Consider the following 26904-nt stretch of genomic DNA (forward strand, 5'->3'; position numbering starts at 1 on the left):
ATAAATCTGCGCGTTTTCGCTTTCAGGAATCTGCCGCTGGGTTTATTTCGCTTTGCGCGGTGATTTCGCTACGAAATATGTGAAGCCAAGTGGATCATGGCGCGGCTATGACGGCACGGAATCCAGAAAGACGTAGAGTGCTTCAATCTTCCCGTCGCGAACGATGATGACATCCACGCCCGTATAGTCGGGTACCTCACCACGCGGACCGGAACCCCATGCGAGGCGACCAGCATTGTGGAGGGCCTGCGCTTCACCGTGCGGCGCATAAACAAAATGCGGGTGCGTCGCCCGAAGATCTCCCGCGAATTTGTCGAGAGCGTCGTGCCCGACGAATGTACCCGGAGGCACGTAGAGCACACAATCTTCGGTATAAAGCTCCTCGATGGCTGCGCGACGACGCTCTGCGTCACCTTCGCCAAAGACCTCCTGAAGGTTACGATAAAGCAGTTCATGGATACGGTCGTTCATTGCGATTCTCCTTGGTGATTGACTGTGGACAGAGCCACGTCACGATGTGTAGAAGTCTGGGGAATTGGAGGTTGCATCGCATTACTGAGCGAGCGCCACGGTCTTTGCGATGGCTGCGACGACAGCCGGTCGCGTCGAAATCTCTTCGTACCAGCGAGTGACGAACGGAAATTTGTCGAGGGCCGCTCCGATCGCCTGATGACGCCATACCCACCCGAAATGAGCAATGTCTGCGATGCTGTACTCGACGCCAGCAGCGTATGGATGACGCTCGAGAATCTGGTTGAGCACGCCCAGCGTCCGATCGACCTCCGCCAGCGCCCGCGCTTTTGCCTCGGGTTGCGGCGACGCCTGGATCGCGACCTGGAATGACTGCAGGAACGCCGGGCTGAGGCCGGATGCGTGGAAGAAAAGTTGCTCGAAGACCTTGCCGCGTTGGGGGCCGTCTTTCGGAAGAAGCTGCCCGGTCTTCTCTGCGAGGTACACGAGGATCGCGGCAGACTCGCTGAGTATCACGTCGCCATCCCCAGGAACCGATCGGTCGATGAGAACCGGGACCTTCGCGTTGGGATTCATTGCCTTGAAGGCGTCGGTCTTCTGCTCGCCCTGGCGCAGATTGACGGGAACCAGCCGATAGTCGAGCCCCATCTCTTCCAGTGCGATGGGAACTTTGACGCTGTTGGGCGTGGCGAAAGCATGAACTTCGAGCATGCTCTGTTGTTGCGTGGCATCGGGGCTGGCGAGATCGACAAGCCCTGGTGTCCTCTTTCGTTCCATGATTTATCTCCTGTGCGACGAGACAAATCTATGGCAGCGTGCTACTTTTCGAAATAGAAATGATTGAAAACCATCGTTGCAAAATTGCCGATGTCAAAATTACCGGACTTTGAAGGATTCGCGATGTTCGCGAAGGTCGCTGAAGAAGGTTCGTTTGCAGCCGCGGCGGCGGCAATGGGCGTCTCTGTCGCCACGGTTTCCCGGGCGGTCACCCGCCTGGAAGAGCGACTCGGGGGGAGGCTTTTTAACCGTACCTCCCGACGACTTGCACTCACGGACTACGGCCATACGCTTGCCGAGCGAGCGGCGAAAATCTACGCTGACGCCGAGGAGGCCGAGGATTTCGCGCGTGAGACCTCGAGCCGGCCGCGTGGCCTGGTAAAGCTCGCCGCACCACTGTCCTTCGGTGCTCGCTGGGTTGCCCCGCTGCTGCCTGAGTTCTTCCGGACCTATCCGGATATTGCCGTGGATCTTCATCTCACGGATGTCCATGCCGATCTGATCGGGGATGGCTTCGACGCCGCGCTTCGTATCGCGATCATGGAAGACTCGTCACTCGCTGCACGTCTCATTGCACCCGTGCGTCGGTTTGTCGTGGCATCTCCAGCCTATCTGTTGCGCTGTGGTCGACCGCAGCACCCACACGATCTTGGCGCCCACCAGTGCCTGACCTACGCCAACAGGAGCAAGCGCGACGTTTGGCGCTTTACCCACCAAGGTGGCGAGGAATGCACGATCACACCAACTGGGGCATTGCGAGTAACAAGCGTAGAAGCGTTACTGCCCATGCTCATCGCAGGACTTGCCATTGCGGAGCTTCCCGAGTTTGTCGCGACACAGTATTTCGCGGACAAACAGCTTGAACCGATTCTGACTGATTGGCGACTACCCGAAGGTGGTCTGTATTTTGTTACCCCTACTGCCCGCGCCCGGCCAGCGAAGGTTAGCGCGTTGGCTGATTTCTTCATCTCCAGACTTGCCGCAGCGGAATGGAGCGCAGAGACACTGATGGGTTGGAAACCACCTGGCCATCGCATCAAATGATGGTGTCCGCTGCAAATGAGGCGGCGCTAACGCCATTCAAGCCCCGGCCGAGCCGGAGCGTTGTGTCATCGTCGCGGACGAAGCTCTGCCGCCCGGCGCCGCCTCGACGACGCAGCGATTGAATTCGGCAATCGCCGTCCGTTGAGTTTGCCCGCCGCGCTCGACCAGCCCGATCTCACGGCTGAATGTATGCTCGCCGAGCGACAGCTTATCGAGACCTCGTGGAATATGCAGCGATGCCGCGTTCGGTATCAACGCAATGCCTACGCCTTGTTCGACGAGGCCGACGATACCTTGCAACTCGTCGAGTTCGACGACGTCATGTACGCGCACGCGTATCCTGCGCAGAAAGCGCTCGACGAGACGGCCGCCAAACGAGTTCCGGTCGTAGCGAATAAACGGCTCCGATGCGAGCAATTCGCGCCAGGGCGTCTTTGCGAGCTTCTTAGGCACGAGTAGAACGAAGGGCTCGGCGCAGAGGAGGTGCCACTTCAATTCGGCTGGCAACGCGAACGGCGGTTTGATGATGAGCGCGGCATCCACGTCGCCGGAGTCGACCTGTGCCAGCAGATTCAGCGATACGCCAGGCACGACGCGCACGTGCCAACCCGGCGAGCTCACACGAAACCTTTGAATCGCGGATACCAGCAACGAAGCCTGGGCCGATGCAATGGCGCCAATGCGAAGAAAGCCGGTTGCGCTCGAGTCGCCGGCCTGAGCGGAGAGCGTCGCATATTGCCGAAGCAGATCTTCGGCGACGGCAGCAGTTCTGATGCCGGCTTCGTTGAGTGTTGCGGAGCGTCCGGTCCGATCGAAGAGCGGAAACCCTAGATCTTCTTCCAGCCGTTTGATTTGCGCGCTCACCGCCGATTGCGTCAGACCGATATGCGAGCCGGCATTGCCGAAGGTGCCGAAGCGGACTACGGCGAGGAACGTCTTGAGTTCGCGCATCATGGCGTCTGGGGCGGTGGGATGGCCGCTGGCGTTGGTGTGGCGTGTATTTCATCACAAAGCGGCGGCGCAAAAAAACAGACCGCTTGTACCGCCCGCACCAGGCATTGAGTGCAGGCTGCCGCGAGCGAAGTCAAAGCAGCTTCAGGTCGTCGGTCCGGACATCGCAGATCAGCATGTGACCGGGCGCATGCGTGATGCAGATCGGTGGGCGTGCTTCGATCACTGCGGCTTGCGGTGTGACACCGCAGCCCCAGAACACCGGTGTTTCGCCGTCGAGAATCGCGGTCGGCTCGCCTTCGTCGGGCACATTGACGTTGCGGATGCCGATCGCGGCCGGGTCGCCGATATGGACGGGCGCACCGTGCGCGCCGGGCAGCTTCTCGCAGACTGCATACGCGATCGCTGCATGCTCCGGCGTGTAAGGCCGCATCGACACCACCATCGGCCCGCGGAAAGCGCCCACCTGCCGCGTCTGAATCGACGTGCGGTACATCGGCACCACTTTCTGTTCGTCGACGTGACGCACGTTCAGACCGGCAACCTGCAAAGCGTGTTCGAACGACAGCGAGCAGCCGATCACGAAGCCGACCCAATCCGCTTGCCACAACGCCGAGACATCGTCGAGTTCTTCGACCAGTTCGCCGTCGCGCCATACGCGATAGCGAGGCAGGTCGGTGCGCAGATCGATGTTGTCGCCGAGCATCGGCACGAGGCTGCTGCCGGGTTCGGTCATGCCGATCAACGGACAAGGTGTCGGATTGGCGCGGCAATAGGCGGCGAAATCGTCCGCCCACGCCTTCGGCAACACGACGAGGTTGCCTTGCGCGTAGCCAGGCGCCATGCCGCTGGTGTTGCCGCTGAAGCCTGCCCGTATTCTCGCGCGCTCTGTCCTTGGCGTTGGCGCGAGCGCGGCTTGAGCTTCAACGTCGACGCGGACTGTAGTGGTTTGCGTCATGCCAGGTGTCCGTGTTGAGGCGCGAAGTAAGCGCTGCGTGTGTTGGTGTCAGGCGAGCGATGTGTCGGCCGTTTCCCGGATGCCGGCGAGGGTCACGAGCGCGACCACCGCGGCGCCGACAAGGAGGAACGCGGGACTCAGCAGATTGCCGGTGTGGCCGATCAGCGCGGTGGCGAGATACGGCGTGACACCGCCGCCGAGGATCGCGCCGAAGTTGAAGCTGAACGCCATGCCGGTGTAGCGCACGCGCGTCGGGAACTGCTCGGTGTAGGTCGGGTAACCGACCGACTGCACGATCGGCATCGGCAACGCGACGATGAACATCGCGAGAAACGCCAGCGGCATATTGTGGTGGTTCATCAGCATCATCATCGGGATCACGAGGACCGCGTACGAAGCGAAGCCGATCGCGAGCACTCTGCGGCGTCCGATCCGATCGGACAGCGCACCCCAGAGCGGCATCAATGCGGCCATCGTCATGCTCACGAGCGACATCATCCAGAAGACACTGGTCTTGTCGTACTTCAGGTACGTGATCATATAGATGCTCATGAACACGAAGCCGACCCAGTACCCGGCATTCTGTCCGAACGACACCAGAAATACCCTGAGCATCGCGCCACGATGATGGGCGAGGACTTCGCGCAACGGTGCCTTGACGGGCTCGCTTGCTTCGAGGACCTTCTTGAACGCGAGCGATTCGTCAATACGCCGCCGCATATACGCTGCAATCACGACGAGCGGCACCGCCATGAGAAACGGGATGCGCCAGCCCCAGTCATGCAGTGCGGCGCTATTGACCGATGCAGTCGTCAGTCCGCAGACTGCCGCTGCAAGCGAGCCGCCGATCGCGACACCGACCGGCGTTGCGGAACCAAACAGGCCGCGTTTGCCGCGCGGCGCCGATTCCGCAACGTAGGCCGCGGCGCCGGTCACTTCGGCACCGGAAAAGAAACCCTGAACGAGCCGTACGGCTAGCAGCGCAACGGGTGCGAGGACACCCGCTGTGGAGGCGACTGGCAACATGCCTACCGCAGCGGTTGCGATGCCCATGCCGATCACCGTGACGAGCAGGACCGAGCGGCGTCCGATTCTGTCCCCGATCCGGCCGAGCACGATGCCGCCTATCGGGCGCATCAGGAACGCGCTGCCGAACACGGCCAGTACCGATAGCAGTGACGCGGTGGCGTTGTCGGCAGGAAAGAATAGCGGTCCGATGATCGCGGCCATATAACCGTACACACCGAATTCGTAGTACTCGATCGCGGTGCCGGCGGTTGCAGCGATGGCGGCTTTGCGGGCGGTCGTGCCGGGTACGGACGAAGATGGCGTCGTTTCGACATCGAACTCTGCAGCTGAGGCATTCGACATGATGATTCCCACGTGACGGTAACACTAGGACGAAATAGAAAGAGCGTCCGATTCCTTCGATGCGAGGTCGACGCACGATCGGTGGCTTCGGTTCACCCAGCTAGGGTTGGCCGGATGCGTTCAGCACGGGCCGGGACTGAAAAAACAGCGAGGAAATAACCTCTAAAATGATAAGCATGCCGAATATAAGTACGGATACCCGGGTGTGACAGGATCGACCGGCTCAGTCCGGAATGAGGTGAGCCACAGTCTGACCTTCCTCAACCATTTCTCCTTCTGCGACGAGATACGACCCGATGTGGCCCGATACATCCGCCTCGACCCGAATTTCCATCTTCATCGATTCGAGCACGAACAGCTCGGCGCCGTAACGAGAACACCGGCGCGGGTCAACGCGTCGCGGATCTGCCGGGCGAAGGTGGCCGCGATAGTCTGCGCATCGCCCGCATGAAAACCGCAGGCGATGTTGGCCGACGTTACGTGCTGAAGTATTGCGTCGTCACAGCCGAGGCGATACACGCCGAAGCTTTCGCCGAGATCGCTGTTGAAGTCGATTTCAACCATGACCGTGTTGTTCCAGTGCGGCGAAACAGTCCTCCTGCAACAGCAGAAGCCGTTGCGCGGTTTCCAGATCGACGCGGGTGAAGTGCACGGATTCGCCAGGCATTTTCTGGGCGAGCCGGGGCAGATCGACCGCGCAAACGTGACCGATCTTTGGATAGCCGCCGGTGGTCTGCCGATCCGCCATCAGGATGATGGGCTGGCCGTCCGCCGGTACTTGGATAGCACCGAAGCCGACCGCTTCGGAGGCGACGTCGCGTGGTGCGCTCAAATCGAGCCGCTCGCCTTCGAGGCGATAGCCCATGCGGTCCGATTGCGGCGCGAGCCGGTAAGGTTCGCGCAGAAATGTCTGTTGCGCCTGCATCGAAAAGTATTGCCATTCGCGGCCTGGCAGTACGCGGATCGGCGCGTCCGGCGCGCTCAGAATGTTTTCGTCGAATAGTGTCCGGTCCGGATGGTGCGGTACAGGTCGGGTCGGCGCGTGAGCGGCGAGCAGATCGCCCTTCTTCAATGGGCGTCCCGCGTGACCGCCGTAGCCGCCTCGCGTGTAGGTGCTGGCGCTGCCCATCACCGGATCGAAGCGGAAGCCGCCGCGCACCGCGAGATACGCGCGCAGGCCGCTGCGGCGCTTGCCGAAAGAAAGCTCGCTGCCGGCGGGCACCATCGTCGCCCGATCGAGCGGGACCGGCGTAGCGTCGAGCTTCGCGTCGAGATCGGCGCCGCTCAGCGCGATCACTGTGTCGTGCAGGAATCTCAGCGTCGGTCCCATCAGCGTGATTTCAAGCGTTGCGTTCGTCGACGCATTGCCGACCAACGCGTTGGCAATGCGGTGGGCACGTTCGTCCATGGCGCCGTTTGCCGGAATCCCGAGATGCTGAAAGCCAACACGGCCGAGATCCTGAAAGGTGCTCAACGCGCCGGGCTTGATCACTTCGATGTTCATTGAGAGGCTCCCGGGTGCTCGTTGAGCGCGTCGAATTGAGCCGCGCTGATCGGCACGAAGCGGACCTGATCGCCCGCCTGCACGAGGCACGGTTCGGCGCGCGCTGGCGCGAACAGCGACAGCGGCGTACGGCCGATCAGATTCCAGCCGCCCGGCAACGTCAGCGGATAGATAACTGTTTGCCGGTTCGCGAGGCCGATCGAGCCCGGCGGGACAGCCGTGCGGGGTGTTGCGCGCCTCGGCAGCGAAAGCGTTTCATCGAACAGGCCGATATACGGATGTCCCGGCGCAAAGCCGAGCATCATCACGTCCACGGGTGCGCGACTGTGACGCTCGATGAGTTCGGTCGACGACAGATCGCATGCGCAGGCGGCTTCGTCGAGATCGGGGCCGTGTTCGTCGCCGTAGCACACGGGAATTTCGACAATACGGGTCGCCGCGGGCTGCACGATATCGACGATTTGCAGCAGCGCGCCGAGCGCGTCGCAGATCGTGTCGAACGGCATCCGCCGGGTAGCATCGCGCGGCACCCGTGCCGGGTCATAGTGGACGCCGACAGTCGTCAAGGACGGAACGATGTCCGTGACGTAATCTGGCCGTGACGACACGATCCGCGCAGCGAAGGCGCGCGCCATCCGGTTGGCCTGCACGGTGTCGCCGCCCGCGAGTTCGACGATGAGCAGCCGTTCTCCTGATGGGTGGATTGTCCACGACGGCATTTCGTCGCGATTGGCAACCAGAGTCCGTTTCATGACGATAGAGGGCGATGATGTCGAAGAGGGAACGGCGCGCGCAGCGCGACGGAGCAGACGACTTACTTGGCGAACAGTGCAGCCATGTTCGCAAACGCCTTCAACTCGAGTGCATTGCCCGACGGGTCGAGGAAGAACATCGTCGCCTGCTCGCCGACCTCACCCTTGAAGCGGATGTGCGGCTCGATGATGAACTTCGTGTGTGCCGCTGTGAGCTTCCCGGCCATTTCGGACCATTGCTTCATCGACAGCACGACGCCGAAGTGGCGCACTGGCACGGCATCACCGTCAACGGCGCTGGTCTTGACGTGGCCGACTTCTTCCGGCGCGAGGTGAGCGACAATTTGATGACCGTAGAAGTTGAAGTCCACCCAGTCTTCGGCGCTACGTCCTTCAGGGCAGCCGAGCAGTTCGCCGTAGAACTCGCGGGCCGACGCGATGCTGTGAACCGGAAAGGCGAGATGGAAAGGGGGAATGTTGGTGGTGGCGTCCATGGTATGACTGAATCTCAGTGGGGTTATCGATCTGCGTGTGCTTGCAGCCTGCGTGGTGTGCCGTTGCCGTGAGATGCAATCGGTACTTCACGCTATGGAGCCAAGTCTAGATACGACAGAAATGCTCGACTACCGATATATTTTTGACCTGAGCATCAAAAAAACAGATCAATCGATGGTGGCGATGATCGGTGAGTAGCGTGATGGATTGTGAGCTCGCGACGCATCGCGGTTGGTCGGTCGCGGGGAACGAACAAGTTTCTCGAGTAATTGGGAACGAGACTTCACGTCTCGCGATAAGTAATCTCGACCAGCAACACAGTGCGCCGGTAAGCTGGAAACCTTCACGGCCAATGTTGTATCGTGAGCGCCACCGCCGTCGCACAGGCCCCACGATCTCCGTCGAAATGCCCCAGATGATTCCACTCCACAGCGATCCAGCTTTCTATCAGCTCCTTGCCGACAGCTATGCCCGGCTACTTGGTCGGCACCTGGTGCACCAGGCCATGCCCGTGGCCGAAGCTACCGAATGGCTCTATGAGCATGCTCCGTTCGCGGTACTCGCGCATAACACCGATCCCGACCCGCTCTTTATATACGGCAACAAGGCCGCGCAGCGCCGCTTCGGATATAGCTGGGATGAAATCACTCGACTGCCGTCCCGACTCTCGGCCGAGGCTCCGAACCGCGAGGAGCGGCAGCAATTTCTCGCACGCGTACAGCGGCTCGGCTACGAGGCGGGCTACAAGGGTGTGCGTATCACCAAGTCGGGCCAGCGCTTCATGATCGAGGAAGCCACGCTGTGGCAGCTTCTCGACATGGACGGCAAACTGCACGGCCAGGCGGTTGTCATCCCGCGCACGCGCGACCTCTGAGCGGGCATATCAATCTGGAACGAGCTGCAGTTGCTGGTTGAAAACAGTCGATACGATGAAGCGGCCGACCGTCGCATCGCCGGGGCCGTCTGGCGCCGCGAGTACCGTCGCTCGTCCCTATGTGCAGGCAGGAATTTTGCGTCTGAAGTTCCGCTCCAGTTCCCTTGCAGGCTCATCATGCCGAGACCTTCGTTTTCCACCCAGCTTTACGCGCTGTGGATCCTTATCGCCGTACTGTGCTGCCTGCTGACCGTAACCGTGTGGGTGATGCTGTCGTCGGCGCTCGGGGAGCGTGTCGCGGATGCGAAGCAGCAGGCCGCCACGGCCTGCGCGGCGGTCGCGTCGCGCTACGACATGTCGGTGCAGCGGCCGGGCGAAACGAATGTCGATCTTATGCACGCCGTGCTCGATCTCGTCCTGGTCCGCACGGAGGGTATCGAAGGCGGCTTCTGGACTTCCGCACCCGTGCCCAGCGCACCGAGCGGCTTTCTCGCCTACGCGTTTCCCACCTACGAAGGTAGCGGTGTCAAACGCGATATACCCGAGGCTGAGACACCGCTCATTCTTCGCACGCTGCGAAACGTGGTCAGCACCGGCCAGATGCGCGCCGACGTCGTCGCTGGAGGCGCCGATGCGATAGTCGCCGTCGCCTGTCCGGTTCCGCGTCATGCCGGCCTGCTCGCCTGGACGCTCACGCGCGCGCGGCCGCCGCTTGGGCCGTATGGGCAGCGGGCCGCGACGTTCCTCGCCGGCGTGCTAGCGATCATCGTGGCGCTGGCGCTGCTGCTCGCGATGGCGCTCAGACGCTGGAAGCGCAACCTCACGCGGCTCGAACAGGCGCTTGCGCCAGACGGTCGACTCGAGCAGGGCAGGCGGATCGATCGACTTGGCGAGCGCGATCTGGACCATATCGTCGATGCGCTGAATCGTTATGTCGAACGCGCAGAGCACCTGCAACGCGAGGCGAACGAGTTGACCGCGAAACTCGGGCAGGCGGAACGTTTCGGCGCGCTTGGGAAGATGGCCGCACAGATCGCCCATGAAATCCGCAATCCGGTGGGCGCCATGCGGCTCAAAGCGGAAAATGCGCTGGCGGGCGACGCCGCCCGGCGCGAATCCGCGCTGAAGATCATCATCGAGCAGGTGGGGCGCATCGAGTCGCAGTTGTCGAGCCTGCTCGCGCTTACCCAGCCCGTCACCGTCCGCGCGCAGGAAGTCGACCTGCGGGCGTGGCTTGCCGGACTGGTCCGTACGCACGAATCTCGGGCGGAAAGCCGGCACGTAACCTTGCAGGCCGAAGCTGCGTCCTGCACGACGCAGCCGGTCTTCGATTCGGCGCAACTGGCGCGCGCACTCGATAACCTGATCGTCAACGCGCTGCGTCACGCACCGTCCGGCGGACACGTCACGGTCAAGGCGCGCGCCATGTCGGAGGATGGAGGCGAGCGGCTCCGTCTCGAAGTGATCGACGATGGCCCCGGCGTGAGTGCGGGCGATCGCGAACGTATCTTCGAGCCGTTCGTCACAGGCCGGCCCGACGGGTCGGGTCTGGGCCTCGCAGTCGTGCGCGAGATCGCATCGGCGCATGGCGGCCGCGCGTGGCTTGAGGACAATCCGGAATTGACCTGTTTTGTAATCGATATGCCATGGCGACCATCCTGATCATCGACGACGACGACGCCTTCCGTGACGGCCTTGCGGAAACCATCCAGGACCTTGGATACACGCCGCTCGAGGCACGTTCGGGCGAAGAAGCGATCGAACGTCTGCGCGAGGAGGCGTCGCCCGACTGCATCTTTCTCGACTTCCGGCTGCCGGGCGCGGACGGCCTTTCCGTGCTCGAAACGCTGCGCGGGACGGCTGGTCTGCAGGACGTGCCGGTCGTGATGCTGACCGCGTACGCGACCAGCGACAACACGATCGGCGCGATGCGGCTCGGCGCCTTCGAGCATCTGACCAAACCGGTTGGCCGAGACGAGATCGCCACGCTCCTCGCGCGCATTCTCGCAACCCGCACGAATACGCCCGCGCGACAGGCGATCCACAGATTCGCGGACGAAACACCCTCGCGCGAACCGCAGTTGCTCGGCATCAGCGAAGCCATGCGCGACGTACAGAAGCGCCTCGGCCGCGCGGCCGGCACCAACTCGACGGTGTTGATTACCGGTGAGACGGGCACCGGCAAGGAAGTGGCGGCGAGCGTGCTGCATCGTGCGTCGGCGCGTGTGGGCGGACCGTTCGTCGCCGTGAACTGTGCGGCGATCCCGGAAGACCTGCTCGAGAGCGAACTCTTCGGCCACGCCAGGGGCGCATTCACCGGTGCACATGCAGAGCGGCGCGGTCGCTTCGAAGAAGCGCATGGCGGCACACTCTTTCTCGACGAGATCGGCGACATGCCGCTCGCGATGCAGGCGAAGCTGCTGCGCGTGCTGCAAGAGCGGCAGATCACGCCGCTCGGAACCAACAGGCCGTTTGCTGTCGATGTACGCGTGGTGGCCGCGACGCATCGCGACCTGCCGGCGATGGTCGCAGCGGGCACGTTCCGGCAGGATCTATCGTATCGGCTCAGCGTGATTCCGCTGCACATACCGCCTCTGCGCGAGCGCGTAGCCGACATTCTGCCGCTGGCGGAGCATTTCCTCGCGGCCGTCGCTGGTCCCTCCGAAGCGGCGCGCAAGCACCTCTCCGCGGACGCCCAGCGCCTGCTCGTCGGCTTCAGTTGGCCCGGCAACGTGCGGGAACTCGCCAACGCCATCGAACGCGCGAGCGCGCTTGCGCCTGCCGCGCTGCTGACCCGCGAAGATTTCACCTTCCTGTTCGATCCGGCCGCGAACGACGCCTATGCGATTCCCGCGGGCCTCATCGACCTTCCGCTGAACGACGCCCTCGCACAACTCGAACGCGCCCTCATCGTCCGGGCGCTTGCGCTCGCCGATGGCAATCGCGCCGAAGCGGCGCGCAGGCTCGGCATCAGCCGCCAGTCGCTCTATACGCGTCTGGCGAATCTCGGCCTGTCCGACTCCTGACCGTTCGAAGGGGACCAAGGTGTCCATTAACCGGACGGCACCTGTCCGGTTAATGGACACCGCGGCCCTGCTTCGTTGCGTTGCTGCCCGGCCGCATCGGATTTCTGGCTGATGGCATAGGCCTTGCAAAAAGCTCCTCGTCTTACGAAGGAGTGGACCATGCAAGCGATTCCGAATTACCCGCTTGGCAGCATCGCTACGCGCGTCTTGAGCGCGATGAGCCTCGCGGCGCTCATGGCGGCGAGCACCGTATGTGCCGCCCAGACTCAACCTGAGCCGCAAACCGCGCCTCCGCCGCCACCGGTCGCGACCGGCGCGACACCACCCGTGCCTCCGCCTGGCGTCGCTGCCATGGCGCCGCCCCCGCCGCCGGTCGGCGGCCCGGCGCCGCTCATCGATGCCGGAGATCTCGCGACCGCGCAGGGCACCGTCGCGCGTTTTCTCACCAATCCGGATGGCGACGTCGACGGCTTGTTGACGAGCGACGGCGTGCTCGTGCATGTCCCGCCGCACATGGGTCCGCAGCTTACGTCGATGGTTCGTCCGGGTGACAACGTGCAGGTGAGCGGGAGGCGCGATGCCGGCGGCGCGCTCGCGGCGCAGCGCATCACCGACACGCGCAGCGGCCAGCAACTGGAAGATCAGCCGCCACTGCCGGGTACCCAGCGGCTGCCGCGTGAGCTACGCGGCGTCGCGCTGTCGCGTCTCAGCGTGCAGGGCCAGGTGGCGCACGTCACGACCGCGCCACGCGGCGAGCCGGACGGCGTGATCCTGGCCGACGGCACCGTGATCCGGCTGACGCCGCCGATCGCCCAGCAGTTTCCGACGCTCGTGCAAACCGGCGCGAAGGTCTCGGCGCAAGGCTACGGCACGCGCACCCAGTACGGCACGGCACTGCAGGCGACGGCGTTCGGATCGCCCGGCAATCTGACCCGGCTCTACGATCGCGCGCCACCGGCCCCTTGAGTGCGCCCGGTAACCGCACCTGACATTCACCCGTTCAACCATCATCGAAAAAAGGACCATGACCATGCATTGGATCGATCCCGACAGCCTTCACGAAACGCGCGGCACGGTAACGCGTTTTCTTTTGAATCCGCACGGCGAACTGGATGGCTTCGTGCTCGGCGCGCGTCAGTTGCAGCAAGTCCATTTCCCGCCCCATCTGTCGCGGCAGGTCGCGCGGCTCGTGGCGGTGGGCGACGCGGTGCGCGTACGTGGCGTCAAGCCGCGCGGCGCAGACATGATCGCAGCCGTCTCGCTCACGTTGAAGACAGGCAAGGTCATTCTCGACGAAGGCCCGCATCGCGACGGCGAGAAACATCATCATCCTGACGCTGAGCGCAGCCCCATGGAGGCGAGCGGCGAAGTGCTGCTGTCACTGTTCGGTCCGAAGGGCGAGTTGCGCGGAGCGCTGCTGGACGATGGCACGTCGTTGCGCATGCCGCCGCATGCCGCCGCCGAGCTGGCGTCGTACCTGGCGCCTGGGGCGCATGTCCATGCCTGGGGACATGGCATCAGGAACCGGCACGGGCGAACCGTTGAAGTGGACGAGATCGCCGAACTCATCGACGCAGAAACCGCCGCCTGAAGCAGGTCCGGCCCTACAGGGAGAAAGCGACATGTTGAGCTGGGTGCACTTCGAGGATCTGCATGTTTCGTCCGATGACGGCTATCGAAGCATCGATCACCTGCAAACGGTTTTCGACCGATGAATCCCCAATACGCGCTCGAAGGGCTCAACTTTTTCATGGCCGATGTCCAGGCGGGCATCGGGCCGTTTCTCGGCGTCTTTCTGCAGGCACAGGGCTGGCACCCCGACGCGATCGGCACGGTGATGACGCTCGGTGGCATAGCGGGCATGCTCGCGACTTCGCCGTCCGGCGCGCTCGTCGATGCAACTCGTCACAAGCGCGGCTTGATTGTCGCGGCAGGTGTGATGACGACGCTCGCCTCGCTCGTGCTATGGGTCGCACATACGTACTGGATGGTCGCGGCGTCGCAGATCCTCACGGCGGTGACAGGCGCCGCGCTCGGGCCGGCCGTGGCGGGCGTGACGCTCGGCATTGTCCACGAGCGCGGCTTCGACCGGCAGTTTAGCCGCAACCAGGTGGCCAATCACGCTGGCAACGTGGTTGGCGCGGCGCTGTCGGGCTGGCTTGGCTCGCGCTATGGTTTCGGCGCGGTGTTCGCGCTCGCAGGTGTCTTCGGCGCGCTGTCGGTTGTCTCGACGTTGCTGATCCGAGCTGATTCAATCGATCACGACCGCGCACGGGGCCTGGCCGCCGCCCCTTCCACGCATGAGCACGAACAGGCGAGCGGCATTCGTGTGCTGCTGACGTGCCGCCCGCTGTTGCTGTTGTCCGCCGCGCTCGCGATGTTTCACCTCGGTAATGCCGCGATGCTGCCGCTCTACGGCCTCGCAGTTGTCGCCGCGCATAAGGGCGACCCGAGCGCGTTCACCGCGCAGACGATCGTTGTCGCGCAACTGGTGATGGTCTTCGCAGCGTGCTTCGCGAACCGGTTGATCCAGCGCGTTGGATACTGGGGTGTGATCCTCATCACCTTTCTTGCGCTGCCGCTGCGCGGGCTAGTCGCGGCGCTGTTCATCTCGGCCTGGGGGGTATGGCCCGTGCAGGCGCTCGATGGCATCGGCGCGGGGCTGCAAAGCGTGGCCGTTCCAGCGCTCATCGTGCGGCTCCTGCAGGGCACCGGGCGTGTCAACGTCGGACAGGGCGTGGTGATGACCGTGCAGGGTGTAGGCGCAGCGCTGAGTCCTGCACTCGGCGGTGTCCTCGCGCAACACTTCGGCTATGCGGCGGCCTTTCTCGTGCTGGGCGCCGTGTCGGTGGGCTCGCTTGCGCTGTGGCTGCTGTTCGGCACCTTCCTGAAAAAGGCCTGTGGCATTCACAACGATCTCGCCAACCAGAATCCGCTCGTTACATGAATCCGACTTTCCTCTCCTGGGGTATCGCGTTTGCCGCTACCGCTGGCGTTATCTTGCGTCCCTTCCGATGGCCGGAAGCGATCTGGGCAGTGACAGGCGCGGTGCTGCTCGTCGCGCTCGGGCTGCTTCCTGTCAGCCTCGCGCTGCAGGCGGTCGCAGAAGGCACCGACGTCTATCTGTTCCTCATCGGCATGATGTTGCTGTCGGAGCTAGGTCGCCGTAAAGGACTGTTCGACTGGATCGCAGTGCTTGCCGTGAACCACGCGAAGGGCTCGCCGCGCAGGCTCTTTCTGCTGGTGTACCTGGTCGGCGTCGTGGTGACGACGTTTCTGTCGAACGATGCCACTGCCGTCGTGCTGACACCCGCCGTGTTTGCCGCCGCGAAGAAGGCGAATACGAAGCCGTTGCCTTTGTTGTTCGTGTGCGCGTTCATCGCCAATGCGGCGAGTTTCGTCCTGCCAATCTCGAATCCCGCCAATCTCGTGCTTTACGCGAATCACACGCCGGCACTGGACTTGTGGTTGGCGCGCTTCGCCGTGCCGTCGGTGCTGTCGATCGTCGTGACGTTCTTCATGCTGCGCTGGACGCAACGTCAGGATCTGCAAGGGGAGTGCGCCTCCGGTCTGCCGGTGGACACGCTCAGCGCGAACGGCAAGGTGGCGCTGGCGGGCATCGGCGTGACGGCGATCGCGTTGCTTGTCGTCTCCGCCCTCGATCTGCAGCTCGGCCTGCCGACCGCCGTGCTAGGCATCCTCACGACACTGGTGGTGCTCGTCAAGGAACGCAAGTCGCCGGCGGAACTAATTAGCGGCATCTCATGGAGCGTGCTGCCGCTCGTGGCGGGACTCTTCGTGCTGGTGGAGATGCTCGCGCACACGGGCGTTATCGCTCAACTGTCGCGGCTGCTCGCGCAGGCGACGCAGCAGAGTCAACTGGCTGCGGCCGCGACATCGGGGCTCATCGTCGCGCTGGGCAGCAACGCGATCAACAACCTTCCGGCAGGGCTGATCGCCAGCGCGACCGCATTGCAGGCACATAGCCCCGAGCGGGTCATCGACGCCATGCTGGTCGGCGTGGACCTCGGTCCGAACCTGTCGATCACCGGCTCGCTCGCGACCATTCTGTGGCTGCTTTCGATCCGCCGCGAAGGCGAAGACGTGAGCTTCATGCAGTTTTGCAGGATCGGCATGGTCGTGATGCTGCCTGCGCTCGTGCTGGCGATGGCCGCACGGCTTTTGACCGGACATTGAGAGAACCTGAAGGAGGAGCTTGTTGAACAGCGCGTGGATCTATCCATTGCCCGACACGGCCAGCGTGTTCAGCGCCAACAATCCCCTGACAAATGGCGTTGATCTAGCCATATATAAATTCAATTGGGCGCAAACCTTTGCGTCCGGTCGCGCAGTGTTTGTGCCCCTCTAGTAATGCGACAGCACGCCGTAAAGCCAGATGCATGCAGCTGAAGCTCGTGCATTCGGAGTCCGCACGTCTTCTGGCCTACTCGACGCCTCGAATTTCTTTTTTTGTGCACCACCGATTGGCAACTGGAGTTGAAATATGAATCTCAGCAATCTGTCAGTTAAGACAAGACTCACGGGGACCTTTGGCGTGCTTGCCGCCACTGTTCTTATCGTGTCAGGCATTTCGCTGAAGTCACTGAACGATGCCAACGACCGATTCGCAAATTTCGTGTCGGGCGTCAATGCCCGCGCCACTATGGCTGAGCAGGTTCGAACCGCAGTTGACCGACGTGCGATTGCCGCACGCAACATGGCGCTCGTGACCACGCCGGGCGATTTCGAGATGGAAAAGGCTGCTGAAGCGCAGGCCCAGATGGATGTCCAGTCGAACATCGCGAAACTGACCCAGATGGTTTCGTCCGCGACCGACGCGACAGAAAAGACCCGCAGCCTTGTGGGCGAAATCAACCGGATTGAGACCGTTTATGCACCTGTCGCCCAAGCAATCGTTGCTCTCGCCGTTGGAGGCAAGCGCGACGAGGCGGTGAAAAAAATTGACGACGATTGCCGTCCGCTGCTCGCCGCCCTGGTCAAGGCAACGGACGACTACGCGCAATACACGCGCGGCCGTGAAGAGGAACTCGTTCGACAGTCCGAGGAACATTATGCAACGCAGCGGAATCTGCTGATGGCGATCTGTCTCGCCGCTGTTGCGTTGGCGGTCGTGGCGGGCATGGTTATCACGCGAGGATTGCTGCGTGCACTCGGCGCCGAGCCGGTGGCCCTGGGTGAGGTCACACGGCGCGTAGCCGCTGGCGATCTGAGTCCCGTCGCAGGCGCGAAGAATGCGCCGGGAGGGAGCGTGCTCGCGTCAATGGGTGAAATGCAGGCAAGTCTCGTCAGCCTGATCGGTCAGGTGCGTACCGCCGCAGACAGTATCGCGACCGGCTCAAGCCAGATTGCTTCGGGCAACGTCGATCTTTCGTCCCGCACCGAACAGCAGGCCGCGTCGCTGCAGGAAACCGCGTCAAGCATGGAAGAGCTGACTTCGACAGTGAAGCAGAACGCCGAAAACGCTCAGCAGGCAAGCTCGCTCTCCGCCAACGCGTCCGAAGTGGCGCTAAAGGGCAACGAGGTAGTAAGTCAGGTCGTCGGTACGATGGGCGAGATCAGCACGAGTTCGACCAAGATCGCGGAGATCACGGGAATTATTGAAGGAATCGCGTTCCAGACCAATATCCTGGCGCTGAACGCTGCGGTGGAAGCGGCGCGGGCAGGGGAGCAGGGCCGCGGGTTCGCAGTGGTTGCAAGCGAGGTGCGCAGCCTTGCGCAGCGTTCGTCGAGCGCGGCGAAGGAAATCAAGGATCTGATCAACGCGTCCGTCCAGAAAATCCACGATGGATCATTGCTTGCGAATCAGGCGGGAAAGACGATGTCGGAGGTCACGCAGGCCGTCGCGCGGGTGACCGACATCATGGGCGAAATCGCTGCCGCGTCGACGGAACAAAGCAGGGGCATCGAACAGGTCAACCAGTCGATCACGCAGATGGACGAGGTCACGCAGCAGAACGCTGCGCTGGTGGAGGAAGCGGCGGCCGCATCCAAGTCGCTCGAAGACCAGGGGCGGCAACTTAATCAGGCTATTTCGTTCTTTCGTCTGGATGCCAGTTCCGGTTCGCTGGTACTAGATGGATGGGCATCCGCCGCCAATCGTCAAATGCCACGTTTTCTTTCGGCGTAAGGTCAAAGTTTCTGGCCATGCTCCACGAGCTGGAGTCCGAGACGTGCCTTAGCCGGAGGACCGCGCGAGGCGCCAAACTACCCCGTCGTTCGGAAGAAGGACCGTGCTTCAGGTGCAGCAGGAAAATTGCCCACCGAATGGACCCGAGGGTCCATTTTTTTTTGACGCTGCCGTTAACCGGGTCATCGGCTATCCGCGAAACCTTGGCAATCCTTCGCCGCTGAATCCGTTTACCCCAACCCGACTCTACGGCGCGCCTGCGGGACAACGTTGTTAGGACCGGGTGCACCCATTAGAGCATTACCGTGTCTCTTTCCATGACTACCGGAAAACTGGCTGTTCTCGCCGGCCGCCATCCTTTGATCGTCGGCATGCTCGGTAGTCTGATGTCATTGGGCGTGTTGGCGATCAGTCTGATCACGCTTCTGGCCTCCCGTGAGGCCGCCGTCGAACATGCCCATGAAACGTCCAGAAACGTCACTGCCGTTTTGGTCAGCAATATCGCGAGGACGATTGAAACGTCAAATAACTCGCTTCTCGCCTTGATTTCGGCGCTGGACAAACCTGTGGTCCAAAGCATGGATCCTGACCTGCGTCACGAATTGCTGTTTGACCGCACCGCGGCCATGTACGTCACCGGGATGGGAGTCACGGACGATCAAGGTCGTGTTGTCGACGGCTGCTGTTCCAGCTCCCATACATGGGATTTCAGCGATCGGGACTATTTCATAGTTCATCGCCAGTCGGCGAATGTCGGGCTCTATGTGTCATCAGTCTACCGGGCGCGGTCGCGGCCAGGCGCGCAGTCAATCGCGATCTCGAGAAGGATGAACCGGCCCGACGGGTCATTCGGTGGGGTAGCGATTGTCGCTATTGACGTCGAGTATTTCAGGCAACTCCTTACAAAACTGGACGTGGGGCCAAAGGGTATCACTGCGATCGTACGGACGGACGGCAGCCTGGTGGCCAGAAATCCCCCAAGCAGCCAGGCCGGGCTGGCCAATGTGGGTAGATCTCCAGTGTTTCCGCGGATGGTGAACCATGATTCCGGGTTTTATGCTGCTCGATCGATCTCGGACGGCGTACTTCGTCTGTATACATTCCAGCGCATTCCCGGCACGCCACTCATCGCCGTCGTCGCGCCGGCGGAAAGCGATGTTCTGGCTTCCTGGAAGCAGTTGTCATGGATAGTCGGGATTTCCGCATCGTCCGTTAGCTTCGCGTTCTGTGCAGCGGTCTGGTTGCTTGCGTTCGCACTGCGGGACCAGGTAAAGACTCAGGTGCTGCTTACAGAGCTGACGCAAACCGACGCGTTGACAGGGCTCAAGAACCGCCGTGCCCTCGACGAAGTGCTCGAAAACGAGTGGAGCAGACTTCAGCGCCATGATGGTTACCTGTCACTGCTGTTCGTCGATGCGGATAACTTCAAGAAATACAATGACAGCCACGGCCATGCTCAGGGCGATATAGCATTACAACATCTCGCGGAGTGCATCAATCGTCACGCGCGTCGTCGTGGCGATGTCGCGGCACGATATGGTGGAGAAGAATTTGTTGTGGTGTTACCCGACACGGATGAAGCGGGCGCGGTTCAGATTGCTGAAGCAATACGTCGTGAAGTCGAGCATGGGCGACAGGCTGTGGCTTCTGCGAAAATTTCGCCCTTCACAGTGAGTATTGGATGCGCGACCGGTCGACGCTCACGTTCCTTGTCGCTGGATGAATTGACTAATTCAGCTGATATGGCGCTGTACGCGGCCAAAAGAAGTGGAAGGAACGCTGTCGTCTGCGCAGGTGATGTTGTCGCATCGATTCAGCAGGAGACTTGATTGCATTCCTTGGCTGGGGCCGTCTTATTCTGATGTCACAGCGGCTAGTCGAGGAAGAAACTGCATCAGCAGTTTCTCACCGACCTGGCGCAGTTTTCACTTGCCGTTTCATGCGACACGCTGCCCCCGTTTTACGTGTCCCCGCTACAATCTGCCTGATCCATTTGACGCGGAAGAGCACGTATGAAAGTCACCCGGGAACCCGTCGCATTGTCGCGGGCCACGCAGTTACTGAATCATGGACCTGTCACGATCATCACCAGCGCGCACGGCGGCCGCTCGAATGTGATGGCGGCATCGTGGGCGATGCCGCTCGATTTCACCCCGCCGAAGGTGGTCGTAGTGGTGGACAGCCGCACGCTCACGCGACAACTGATCGAAGCGAGCGGCGTGTTCGGGCTGCAACTGCCGAGCCGGGGATTTGCCGCACAGACACTGGCAGTGGGAACGAACGCAGGCGCTGAACTCGACAAGTTTTCAGCCTTCAACCTTGAGACTTTTCCCGCGCAAGAAATCGATGTGCCGATGCTGGCGGGCTGCATCACGTGGATGGAATGCAAGGTGATTCCAGACGATAGCCAACGGCACGATCTGATCATTGGCGAAGTGGTCGCCGCTTACGCGGACAGCCGCGTGTATTCGAACAACCGCTGGCACTTTGGCGATGATCCGGATCTGCGCACATGCCATTACGTGGCGGGCGGGACGTTCTTCGCCACGGGCGATGCGTTTGAAGTCGCGCCGGAGGCGAGCAGCGCGGGGGATTAATCGGCTAGCGGCTACGTTTCTGTCCGGGGGCAAGCGTGTTTCACGAATTGCCATCGGCGAACGCCGTAAGGGCCTCGCCCGCCAACCGATAGCGAACCCATTCGCTTTGCGCACTCGCGCCGATCGATTCATAGAAACCGATCGCGGGTTCGTTCCAGTCGAGCACACTCCATTCGAAGCGCCCACAGCCCGTTTCGCAGGCAATTTGCGCAAGATGGCGAAGCATCTGTTTGCCCGCGCCGCTGCCACGCGATGTCGGCGATATGTACAGGTCTTCCAGATAGAGCCCCTGTTTGCCGAGCCACGTCGAATAGGAGAAGAAGTAAACGCAAAAGCCGATCGGCTGGCCGTTCATTTCGCAGATCAAAGCCTTCGCGGTGGACGTAGCGGAGAACAGGCTCGTTTCGATGTCTTCAACGGTCGCGACAACTTCGTGCTCAGCTTTCTCATACACCGCGAGTTCGGTGATGAAGCGGAGAATCAGGGCGGCGTCGGCTGCGTGGGCGGGGCGGATGTGGATGGTCAAGGTGAGGTGCTCGGTTTGTTGGAATATCGATCGAAGTTTAGCGAAAATACCGCGGCTCCGGATCAAACATCCATCGTATCGCTTATCCAGATTGCGATTGACGCGTCGCCACAAAATCGTTTACTGTCGATCCATGGACTTCCATTCGATTCCCTTCGCTGCCGTCACCACCACGACGACCACCTTCACAGGCGGGTCGTCTGGAGGTCGCGCACGCTAGAAGCAGGAAGCTGTGGCAGACCACCAAAGGCCCCGCCGGAAACGGACGGGGCCTTTGGCGTTTCTGGACCTCCGTTTGCGGCATCGATCCTCAGTATCTGCAAGATCAAATCAAACGGAGTGTCATCGTGAACGACATCGACCATCGTGTACTGGGCAACAAACTCGACCTCTTTCATCAACAGGAAGAAGGCGCCGGCATGGTGTTCTGGCACCCGCGCGGATGGGAGTTGTACCGCGTGCTGGAAGACTACATTCGCGCCCGCATGCGGCGTGCGGGCTTTCGCGAGATTCGTACGCCGCAACTGCTGGCGCGCTCATTGTGGGAGAAAAGCGGCCATTGGGAGAAGTTCGGCGCGGCGATGTATTCATTGGCGGACGCGGAAGAAGGGCGCGCGCTATGCTTGAAGCCGATGAGTTGTCCGTGCCACGTGCAGGTGTTCAACCAGCGTGTGCGGTCGTATCGCGAGCTGCCGGTTCGTTATAGCGAGTTCGGCGCGTGTCATCGTGACGAACCTTCAGGATCGCTTGAAGGGCTCAAACGTACGCGTGCTTTCGTGCAGGACGATGCGCATGTGTTCTGCACGGAGGCGCATATCGAAGCCGAAGTGGGTCGCTTCTGTTCTCTGTTGCGTGCTGTCTATGCGGACCTCGGTTTCCCTGACTTCAAGGTAGCGCTCGCCACGCGGCCTGCGATGCGCGCGGGCGACGATCAAACGTGGGATCGCGCGGAGGAGGCGCTGGCCAATGCCGCGCGTGCAGCAGGCCTTGAATTCGACATACTCGAAGGAGAGGGCGCTTTTTACGGGCCGAAACTGGAGTTTCATCTAACGGACAGTCGTGAACGTAGCTGGCAATGCGGCACGATCCAGCTCGATTTCGTACTGCCCGATCGGCTTGACGCGGAGTTCGTCAACGAGCGCAACGAACGTGGGCGGCCGGTGATGATTCATCATGCGGTGCTCGGTAGCATGGAGCGCTTCATCGCGATGCTGCTCGAGCATCACGAAGGGTGGTTGCCGATGTGGCTCGCGCCGGAACAGGTCGTGGTCGCGACGATCAGCGACGCGAACGCGGCCTACGCGCAAGAAGTGATGCAGGCGCTTGACGACGCCGGCATCAGAGCACTGCTCGATGGCCGACCGGAGCGTTTGGAGAAGAAGATCGTCGATGCAAGAGAAAAGCAGGTGCCGATTTTCGTCGCAGTCGGTTCGCGCGATGAGCGCGATCGGACGATCAGCATTCGCATGCGCGACGGGCAGCAGTCGACGCTTGAGTTCGCCGTGGGCGTCGAGTATTTGCGGCTATGTGCGTTGCCGCCTGCAACGAAGATGAAGCAATGAAACATGGTCAGCTTAAAGGCGCACGGACCTGCGCCTTTAAGTTATCGTTCACGCTCAACCGTTCAATGTCATTTGCAAACCAGAATCATCGAATCTGCTCACTAGACTCTCTGCGGCCGCGCTCAATCCACCTCCTCAAACAATCTACCCCAGCTCCTAAGCGGCCTGGTGTCCACGCCCAACATTCTCAAAGATTTCCAAACGACGGTGGCCACCGTGTCATACGCGGGAATATCCGTCGCCATCTCAAACGCCCGCACCAGATGCGCCGCGTGCAGATTCGTGCAGAACGTTGTCACCGCATCCGGCCTTGCAAACGCGGCCTCACGCATCATGACCGCCAGTTGCGTATCCGGCACCTCGGCAAAACTGAAATTGTCCTGCAAGCCGAGGTGTCGTTCGGAAACGCATTCGATGCCGAGCTTCTCGTAGTTGCGCACGATCCGCTGCTGAACCTCGTCGATATACGGCGACACCAAACCGAACCGTCGCACGCCTGTCTTGGCGAAAATCTCGTTGAGCGCCAGTACCGAGGTCGTTGCGGGAATGCCGGTCGCCTCGGTGATCTGGCGGCACAACGCCTGGTCGCGCTCAAAGCCGAGCCAACCGGCCGACGTGCCGCTCCAGCCGATCACGTCGACACGTGCATCGGCCAACTGACACGCCGCTGCGAGAATCAGGCTCGCGTCGAACTGGCCGAGTGCCTGCTCCGACAACGCGATCTCCGTGACCGTGAAGCGCGCAAAGTGTGCGCTGACGTGCGGCAGTTCGCTGAGCATGGCAGCAGTAATCGGCTCCAACGCCGTGTTCGACGACGGCGTGAGGATGCCGAGCCGGATTCTCCTGTGTTGCATCGTGGTGTGCCCCTTGGGTGCTTGAGTGCTTCGATGGGGTTAGTCGGCGAGCAACAGTTTCACGCCCTCAGCGGCTTCATAGCGAAGCTGCTCGAGATCGAGACCCGGAATCACACCGTTGTCCACCACGACCCGACCATTCACTACGTTGTAGCGAACCCGAGCCGGCTCACCCGCCGTCACCGGCGCCATGGCCACGTCATGGAAGCCGTTGAAGCGCAGATCGCTGACGTCATAAAGCACGAAATCCGCTGCCTTGCCGACTTCGAGCGTGCCGACTGCATCGAGGCCGAGCACACCTGCGCCGCCCGCGCTGCCCCAATGAATCGTCTCTTCGACGGTGGTCGCCGACGCGCCTTGCGCCGCCCGATGCACCAACCACGCGAAGTGCGCTTCGTTGGTCATGCTGCCGGACTCGTTCGAGGCGACGCCGTCTACGGCCAGCGACATCGGCACGCCCGCCGCCGCCATCTGCGGTGCCGGCGCAATACCGCTGCCGAGGCGCGCATTGCTCACCGGACAGTGCGAGCAGCCGCTGCCGGTTTCCGCAAGCATCGTGATCTCGCTCGGCTGCAAATGCACGAGGTGAGCGAACCAGACGTCCGGCCCGAGCCACTCGTGATCGGCGACGAACTCGACCGGCAGTTTGTTGAAGCGCTCTTTGCAGAAATCGACGTAACGGGTCGTTTCGGAAAGATGCGTGTGCAGCCTTAGGCCCATGCGCCGCGCCGCGCGAGCGACTTCAGGCAGCAGTTCTGGCGGCAGTGAAAATGTCGGCGTAGTCGGTGCAACCACCACGCGACGCATGGAAGCCGCCCGCGAATCGTGATAGCGCGACTTCAAGCGCTCCACGTCGGCGAGCATCTGATCGAGCGTCTCGGGTTTCAACGCCACTTTGGAAAAACCCGGATGGTCCCCCGCCGCCTGCAATGCGCCGCCACGGCACAGCACAAAGCGCATGCCGAACGACGCCGCTTCGTCGAATAGCAGATCGCCGGTTTCAGTGGTGCCGTCCGCGTGATAGAGGTAGTGATGATCGGCACAGGTCGTCACGCCGGACAACAGCAGCTCGGCAAGACCCAGACGTGCAGCGACGCGCGCCAGGTCCGGAGTAAAACGCGCGAGACGCGGATACGGCACGGCGGCCAGCCATTCCTGCAAATCGGCGTTGATGCCGGACGGCACCGCCTTCAGCAGGTTCTGGAACAGATGATGGTGCGTGTTCACCCAGCCCGGATAAACGACGCATGAACGCGCGTCGATCACCCGCTCGTCAGCACGCGGTTTGAGGTTGGGCGCGATGGCTTCTATACGGCCGTTGCGAATGCGCAGATCGACTTGGCCCAGGCGGGCGTTATCGCCGCTTCGGCCGCTCATCACCGCGACAGGGTTCTTGATCAGCAACGCTTCAGTTTGCATGCTCACGATTCAATGTCCTTTCAGATACTTCGAAGCGGCCACCGGTCCATGGAGGTACAACGGCCGCGCTCGTCCTGCTGTCCCGGTCGCTTATTCGCGTACTAGGATTCGCGCACCAGGTTGCTGTGCGCCTCGACGATTTTTTCTTCTTCGTGCGCGCCGTTCAACACCGCGTTCAGCACGACCGACACCAGACATGCCAGCACCACACCGCTATGCAGGAAGGGCTGCGTCCAGTCGGGCATGTGTTTGAAGACTTGTGGCGCCATCACCGGAATCAGCGCGGTGGCGATCGTAAAGCCGACGATCAGCACGTTGTAGCGATTGCGCTCGAAGTCCACCTTCGCCAGCGTCTGCACGCCGGCTGCGACCACCACGCCGAACATTGCGATGCCTGCACCACCCAGCGCCGCGGCAGGTGTTGATGCGACTACCGCGCCGATCTTCGGCACCAGCGCCACGACGCACATCAGCACGCCGCTGATCGCAACCACCCAGCGGCTGCGCACGCCGGTGAGAATCACGAGGCCGACGTTTTCCATGAAGGCGATGAAGGGGAACGCCGCGAACATGCCGGCGATCGCGCTGGCGAGACCATTCGCACGCATGCCGCGCACCACGTCGTCCTCGCTCACGTCTTTGCCGACGATGTCACCGATAGCGACGAACAGCCCCATCGATTCGACCATCTGCACCACCATCACGACGATCATCGTCAGCACCGGCACCAGCGAGAACACGGGCGTGCCGAAGTGGAACGGCATCGGCAGCGTGAACCACGGCGCGGCGCTCACGCTGGTGAAATTGCCCATGCCGAGCGAGCACGCCAGAATGCCGCCTGCGATCAATCCGATCAGCACCGAGAGATTGCGCAGGAACGGGCCAGCAAAGCGGTTGATCGCGAGAATCACCAGCGCGACGAACAGCGTGACGCTCAGGAAGGGCAGTGCACCGAACTGCTGCTGCGCGGCCTCACCACCACCGGCCCATTGATACGCAACGGGAAACAGCTGCAAACCAATTACCGTGACGATGCAGCCGGTCACTACAGGTGGGAAGAATCTTCGTAAGCGTCCGACCAAGGGCGCGGCAAACATCGTGAAGAGACCCGCGCCAATCACCGCGCCACACACGCCTGCGAAACCGACGCCCGGACTCAAACCAATCGCAATGACCGGCCCGACGCTGCTGAACGCGACGCCTTGCAGAATCGGCAGCCTCACGCCGAATTTCCAGACGCCGACGGTCTGCAGGATCGTCGAGATGCCTGAGCAAAACAGAGCGGTGCTGATGAGCACGGTCGTGTCGGCCGGCGACATCTTCAGTGCCGACGCGACGATCAACGGGACTGCGATCGCGCCGATATAAGCCACTAGCATGTGCTGCAAACCGAGCGTGATCATCTGGCGCTTCGGCAGAATCCGATCGACGGGATGTATGGCGGTGTTCATGACGTGTCTCCTTTGTCACGCAAAGCTGCCGGCCGGAGTGGGTGCCTAGGCGTTTACTCCAGTCTCAGCGCAGCGATTTTCGGTTTCTGGCCGGAACGCACCACACGGCTTTGCCGTGCAGCAT

At 61.8% G+C, this 26904-nt stretch carries 25 protein-coding genes and 1 pseudogene; 12 read left to right on the forward strand and 14 right to left on the reverse strand.

Annotated elements, in window-relative coordinates; translation table 11 throughout:
- Nucleotides 1–105: 105 nt before the first annotated feature.
- Nucleotides 106–471, reverse strand: a complete 366-nt coding sequence (locus KHO30_RS02620) for a nuclear transport factor 2 family protein (protein ID WP_211699953.1) — start codon at nt 469–471, stop codon at nt 106–108.
- An 81-nt stretch (nt 472–552) separates the two neighbouring features.
- Nucleotides 553–1248 carry a glutathione S-transferase family protein gene (locus tag KHO30_RS02625; RefSeq protein WP_244863917.1) on the reverse strand — a complete coding sequence of 232 codons (696 nt, stop codon included), beginning with the start codon at nt 1246–1248 and terminating at the stop codon, nt 553–555.
- Nucleotides 1249–1338: 90 nt separating this feature from the next.
- Here KHO30_RS02625 and KHO30_RS02630 point away from each other — a divergent pair, with 90 nt between their 5' ends.
- Entirely contained in the window at nt 1339–2292 is a 954-nt protein-coding gene (locus KHO30_RS02630) for a LysR family transcriptional regulator (RefSeq protein WP_211700944.1), read from the forward strand.
- A gap of 36 nt (nt 2293–2328) precedes the next feature.
- Here the strand turns inward: KHO30_RS02630 and KHO30_RS02635 are convergent, their stop codons facing one another.
- The 8 genes and pseudogenes from KHO30_RS02635 to KHO30_RS02670 all read right to left on the reverse strand — a co-directional run bounded on the left by KHO30_RS02635 (nt 2329) and on the right by KHO30_RS02670 (nt 8322).
- Nucleotides 2329–3246: a LysR family transcriptional regulator gene (locus KHO30_RS02635; protein ID WP_200652399.1), complete on the reverse strand. Its 918-nt coding sequence runs from the start codon at nt 3244–3246 to the stop codon at nt 2329–2331.
- Nucleotides 3247–3376: 130 nt separating this feature from the next.
- Nucleotides 3377–4201 (reverse strand): putative hydro-lyase, encoded by an 825-nt coding sequence (locus KHO30_RS02640; protein WP_211699954.1) that lies wholly within the window; start codon nt 4199–4201, stop codon nt 3377–3379.
- 48 nt (nt 4202–4249) lie between these two features.
- A complete protein-coding gene (locus tag KHO30_RS02645; protein WP_211699955.1) occupies nt 4250–5572 on the reverse strand; it encodes an MFS transporter in 1323 nt (440 codons plus the stop codon).
- A 223-nt stretch (nt 5573–5795) separates the two neighbouring features.
- Nucleotides 5796–5912 carry a biotin/lipoyl-containing protein gene (locus KHO30_RS39690; RefSeq protein ID WP_408309662.1) on the reverse strand — a complete coding sequence of 39 codons (117 nt, stop codon included), beginning with the start codon at nt 5910–5912 and terminating at the stop codon, nt 5796–5798.
- A 71-nt stretch (nt 5913–5983) separates the two neighbouring features.
- Nucleotides 5984–6136: pseudogene (locus KHO30_RS39135) on the reverse strand (LamB/YcsF family protein); the annotation flags it as partial.
- On the reverse strand, nt 6129–7076 hold the full coding sequence (locus tag KHO30_RS02660; protein WP_211699957.1) for a 5-oxoprolinase subunit C family protein: 948 nt from the start codon (nt 7074–7076) through the stop codon (nt 6129–6131). The gene KHO30_RS02660 and the pseudogene KHO30_RS39135, both read right to left, overlap by 8 nt.
- Nucleotides 7073–7828, reverse strand: a complete 756-nt coding sequence (gene pxpB / locus KHO30_RS02665; protein ID WP_211699958.1) for a 5-oxoprolinase subunit PxpB — start codon at nt 7826–7828, stop codon at nt 7073–7075. Before pxpB ends, KHO30_RS02660 begins: the two co-directional genes overlap by 4 nt.
- A gap of 62 nt (nt 7829–7890) precedes the next feature.
- Nucleotides 7891–8322: a VOC family protein gene (locus tag KHO30_RS02670; RefSeq protein ID WP_093634200.1), complete on the reverse strand. Its 432-nt coding sequence runs from the start codon at nt 8320–8322 to the stop codon at nt 7891–7893.
- Between the two features lie 416 nt (nt 8323–8738).
- On the opposite strand from KHO30_RS02670, the gene KHO30_RS02675 reads away from it, so the two are divergent.
- The 10 genes from KHO30_RS02675 to KHO30_RS02720 all read left to right on the forward strand — a co-directional run bounded on the left by KHO30_RS02675 (nt 8739) and on the right by KHO30_RS02720 (nt 20968).
- Nucleotides 8739–9197 (forward strand): MEKHLA domain-containing protein, encoded by a 459-nt coding sequence (locus KHO30_RS02675; RefSeq protein WP_211699959.1) that lies wholly within the window; start codon nt 8739–8741, stop codon nt 9195–9197.
- Between the two features lie 177 nt (nt 9198–9374).
- Nucleotides 9375–10859 carry a sensor histidine kinase gene (locus tag KHO30_RS02680; RefSeq protein WP_200652396.1) on the forward strand — a complete coding sequence of 495 codons (1485 nt, stop codon included), beginning with the start codon at nt 9375–9377 and terminating at the stop codon, nt 10857–10859.
- Entirely contained in the window at nt 10844–12223 is a 1380-nt protein-coding gene (locus tag KHO30_RS02685; RefSeq protein ID WP_211699960.1) for a sigma-54-dependent transcriptional regulator, read from the forward strand. Before KHO30_RS02680 ends, KHO30_RS02685 begins: the two co-directional genes overlap by 16 nt.
- Before the next feature lie 159 nt (nt 12224–12382).
- Nucleotides 12383–13189 carry a hypothetical protein gene (locus KHO30_RS02690; protein ID WP_244863918.1) on the forward strand — a complete coding sequence of 269 codons (807 nt, stop codon included), beginning with the start codon at nt 12383–12385 and terminating at the stop codon, nt 13187–13189.
- Between the two features lie 64 nt (nt 13190–13253).
- Nucleotides 13254–13814: a hypothetical protein gene (locus tag KHO30_RS02695; protein ID WP_211700946.1), complete on the forward strand. Its 561-nt coding sequence runs from the start codon at nt 13254–13256 to the stop codon at nt 13812–13814.
- A gap of 120 nt (nt 13815–13934) precedes the next feature.
- Nucleotides 13935–15170, forward strand: coding sequence for an MFS transporter (locus tag KHO30_RS02700; protein ID WP_211699961.1), 1236 nt, complete (start codon nt 13935–13937; stop codon nt 15168–15170).
- A complete protein-coding gene (locus tag KHO30_RS02705; protein ID WP_211699962.1) occupies nt 15167–16420 on the forward strand; it encodes an arsenic transporter in 1254 nt (417 codons plus the stop codon). The genes KHO30_RS02700 and KHO30_RS02705 overlap by 4 nt, the downstream gene beginning before the upstream one ends.
- Nucleotides 16421–16727: 307 nt before the next feature.
- The gene (locus tag KHO30_RS02710) at nt 16728–18371 is read left to right on the forward strand and encodes a methyl-accepting chemotaxis protein (RefSeq protein WP_211699963.1); all 1644 of its coding nucleotides are present in this window, start codon (nt 16728–16730) and stop codon (nt 18369–18371) included.
- A 317-nt stretch (nt 18372–18688) separates the two neighbouring features.
- Nucleotides 18689–20200 (forward strand): sensor domain-containing diguanylate cyclase, encoded by a 1512-nt coding sequence (locus tag KHO30_RS02715; RefSeq protein WP_211700947.1) that lies wholly within the window; start codon nt 18689–18691, stop codon nt 20198–20200.
- Nucleotides 20201–20383: 183 nt separating this feature from the next.
- Nucleotides 20384–20968: a flavin reductase family protein gene (locus KHO30_RS02720; protein WP_211699964.1), complete on the forward strand. Its 585-nt coding sequence runs from the start codon at nt 20384–20386 to the stop codon at nt 20966–20968.
- 40 nt (nt 20969–21008) lie between these two features.
- Here the strand turns inward: KHO30_RS02720 and KHO30_RS02725 are convergent, their stop codons facing one another.
- A complete protein-coding gene (locus KHO30_RS02725) occupies nt 21009–21494 on the reverse strand; it encodes a GNAT family N-acetyltransferase (RefSeq protein ID WP_093634191.1) in 486 nt (161 codons plus the stop codon).
- Between the two features lie 347 nt (nt 21495–21841).
- Between KHO30_RS02725 and thrS the strand changes: the two genes are divergently transcribed.
- Complete coding sequence (thrS, locus tag KHO30_RS02730; protein WP_211699965.1) at nt 21842–23056, forward strand: threonine--tRNA ligase; 1215 nt, start codon at nt 21842–21844, stop codon at nt 23054–23056.
- A 122-nt stretch (nt 23057–23178) separates the two neighbouring features.
- Here the strand turns inward: thrS and KHO30_RS02735 are convergent, their stop codons facing one another.
- The 3 genes from KHO30_RS02735 to KHO30_RS02745 all read right to left on the reverse strand — a co-directional run bounded on the left by KHO30_RS02735 (nt 23179) and on the right by KHO30_RS02745 (nt 26780).
- Nucleotides 23179–23910: a maleate cis-trans isomerase family protein gene (locus KHO30_RS02735; protein WP_211699966.1), complete on the reverse strand. Its 732-nt coding sequence runs from the start codon at nt 23908–23910 to the stop codon at nt 23179–23181.
- A 39-nt stretch (nt 23911–23949) separates the two neighbouring features.
- Nucleotides 23950–25329 carry an isoxanthopterin deaminase gene (locus KHO30_RS02740; RefSeq protein WP_425312887.1) on the reverse strand — a complete coding sequence of 460 codons (1380 nt, stop codon included), beginning with the start codon at nt 25327–25329 and terminating at the stop codon, nt 23950–23952.
- Between the two features lie 101 nt (nt 25330–25430).
- Nucleotides 25431–26780, reverse strand: a complete 1350-nt coding sequence (locus tag KHO30_RS02745) for a nucleobase:cation symporter-2 family protein (RefSeq protein ID WP_093634187.1) — start codon at nt 26778–26780, stop codon at nt 25431–25433.
- Nucleotides 26781–26904: the final 124 nt, after the last annotated feature.

The organism is Paraburkholderia aspalathi, from assembly GCF_905220735.1.
Lineage (GTDB): Bacteria > Pseudomonadota > Gammaproteobacteria > Burkholderiales > Burkholderiaceae > Paraburkholderia > Paraburkholderia aspalathi.

What these genes read in the sequence shown, in the direction of transcription:
- KHO30_RS39690 (WP_408309662.1), bottom strand. Translation starts at nt 5,912, where the DNA reads ATGAAGATGGAAATTCGGGTCGAGGCGGATGTATCGGGCCACATCGGG.
- KHO30_RS02660 (WP_211699957.1), bottom strand. Translation starts at nt 7,076, where the DNA reads ATGAACATCGAAGTGATCAAGCCCGGCGCGTTGAGCACCTTTCAGGAT.
- KHO30_RS02700 (WP_211699961.1), top strand. Translation starts at nt 13,935, where the DNA reads ATGAATCCCCAATACGCGCTCGAAGGGCTCAACTTTTTCATGGCCGAT.
- KHO30_RS02695 (WP_211700946.1), top strand. Translation starts at nt 13,254, where the DNA reads ATGCATTGGATCGATCCCGACAGCCTTCACGAAACGCGCGGCACGGTA.
- KHO30_RS02745 (WP_093634187.1), bottom strand. Translation starts at nt 26,780, where the DNA reads ATGAACACCGCCATACATCCCGTCGATCGGATTCTGCCGAAGCGCCAG.
- KHO30_RS02640 (WP_211699954.1), bottom strand. Translation starts at nt 4,201, where the DNA reads ATGACGCAAACCACTACAGTCCGCGTCGACGTTGAAGCTCAAGCCGCG.
- KHO30_RS02635 (WP_200652399.1), bottom strand. Translation starts at nt 3,246, where the DNA reads ATGATGCGCGAACTCAAGACGTTCCTCGCCGTAGTCCGCTTCGGCACC.
- KHO30_RS02715 (WP_211700947.1), top strand. Translation starts at nt 18,689, where the DNA reads ATGACTACCGGAAAACTGGCTGTTCTCGCCGGCCGCCATCCTTTGATC.
- KHO30_RS02645 (WP_211699955.1), bottom strand. Translation starts at nt 5,572, where the DNA reads ATGTCGAATGCCTCAGCTGCAGAGTTCGATGTCGAAACGACGCCATCT.
- KHO30_RS02710 (WP_211699963.1), top strand. Translation starts at nt 16,728, where the DNA reads ATGAATCTCAGCAATCTGTCAGTTAAGACAAGACTCACGGGGACCTTT.
- KHO30_RS02670 (WP_093634200.1), bottom strand. Translation starts at nt 8,322, where the DNA reads ATGGACGCCACCACCAACATTCCCCCTTTCCATCTCGCCTTTCCGGTT.
- KHO30_RS02690 (WP_244863918.1), top strand. Translation starts at nt 12,383, where the DNA reads ATGCAAGCGATTCCGAATTACCCGCTTGGCAGCATCGCTACGCGCGTC.
- KHO30_RS02685 (WP_211699960.1), top strand. Translation starts at nt 10,844, where the DNA reads ATGGCGACCATCCTGATCATCGACGACGACGACGCCTTCCGTGACGGC.
- pxpB (WP_211699958.1), bottom strand. Translation starts at nt 7,828, where the DNA reads ATGAAACGGACTCTGGTTGCCAATCGCGACGAAATGCCGTCGTGGACA.
- KHO30_RS02625 (WP_244863917.1), bottom strand. Translation starts at nt 1,248, where the DNA reads ATGGAACGAAAGAGGACACCAGGGCTTGTCGATCTCGCCAGCCCCGAT.
- KHO30_RS02740 (WP_425312887.1), bottom strand. Translation starts at nt 25,329, where the DNA reads ATGCAAACTGAAGCGTTGCTGATCAAGAACCCTGTCGCGGTGATGAGC.
- KHO30_RS02680 (WP_200652396.1), top strand. Translation starts at nt 9,375, where the DNA reads ATGCCGAGACCTTCGTTTTCCACCCAGCTTTACGCGCTGTGGATCCTT.
- KHO30_RS02675 (WP_211699959.1), top strand. Translation starts at nt 8,739, where the DNA reads ATGATTCCACTCCACAGCGATCCAGCTTTCTATCAGCTCCTTGCCGAC.
- KHO30_RS02720 (WP_211699964.1), top strand. Translation starts at nt 20,384, where the DNA reads ATGAAAGTCACCCGGGAACCCGTCGCATTGTCGCGGGCCACGCAGTTA.
- KHO30_RS02705 (WP_211699962.1), top strand. Translation starts at nt 15,167, where the DNA reads ATGAATCCGACTTTCCTCTCCTGGGGTATCGCGTTTGCCGCTACCGCT.
- KHO30_RS02735 (WP_211699966.1), bottom strand. Translation starts at nt 23,910, where the DNA reads ATGCAACACAGGAGAATCCGGCTCGGCATCCTCACGCCGTCGTCGAAC.
- KHO30_RS02630 (WP_211700944.1), top strand. Translation starts at nt 1,339, where the DNA reads ATGTCAAAATTACCGGACTTTGAAGGATTCGCGATGTTCGCGAAGGTC.
- KHO30_RS02620 (WP_211699953.1), bottom strand. Translation starts at nt 471, where the DNA reads ATGAACGACCGTATCCATGAACTGCTTTATCGTAACCTTCAGGAGGTC.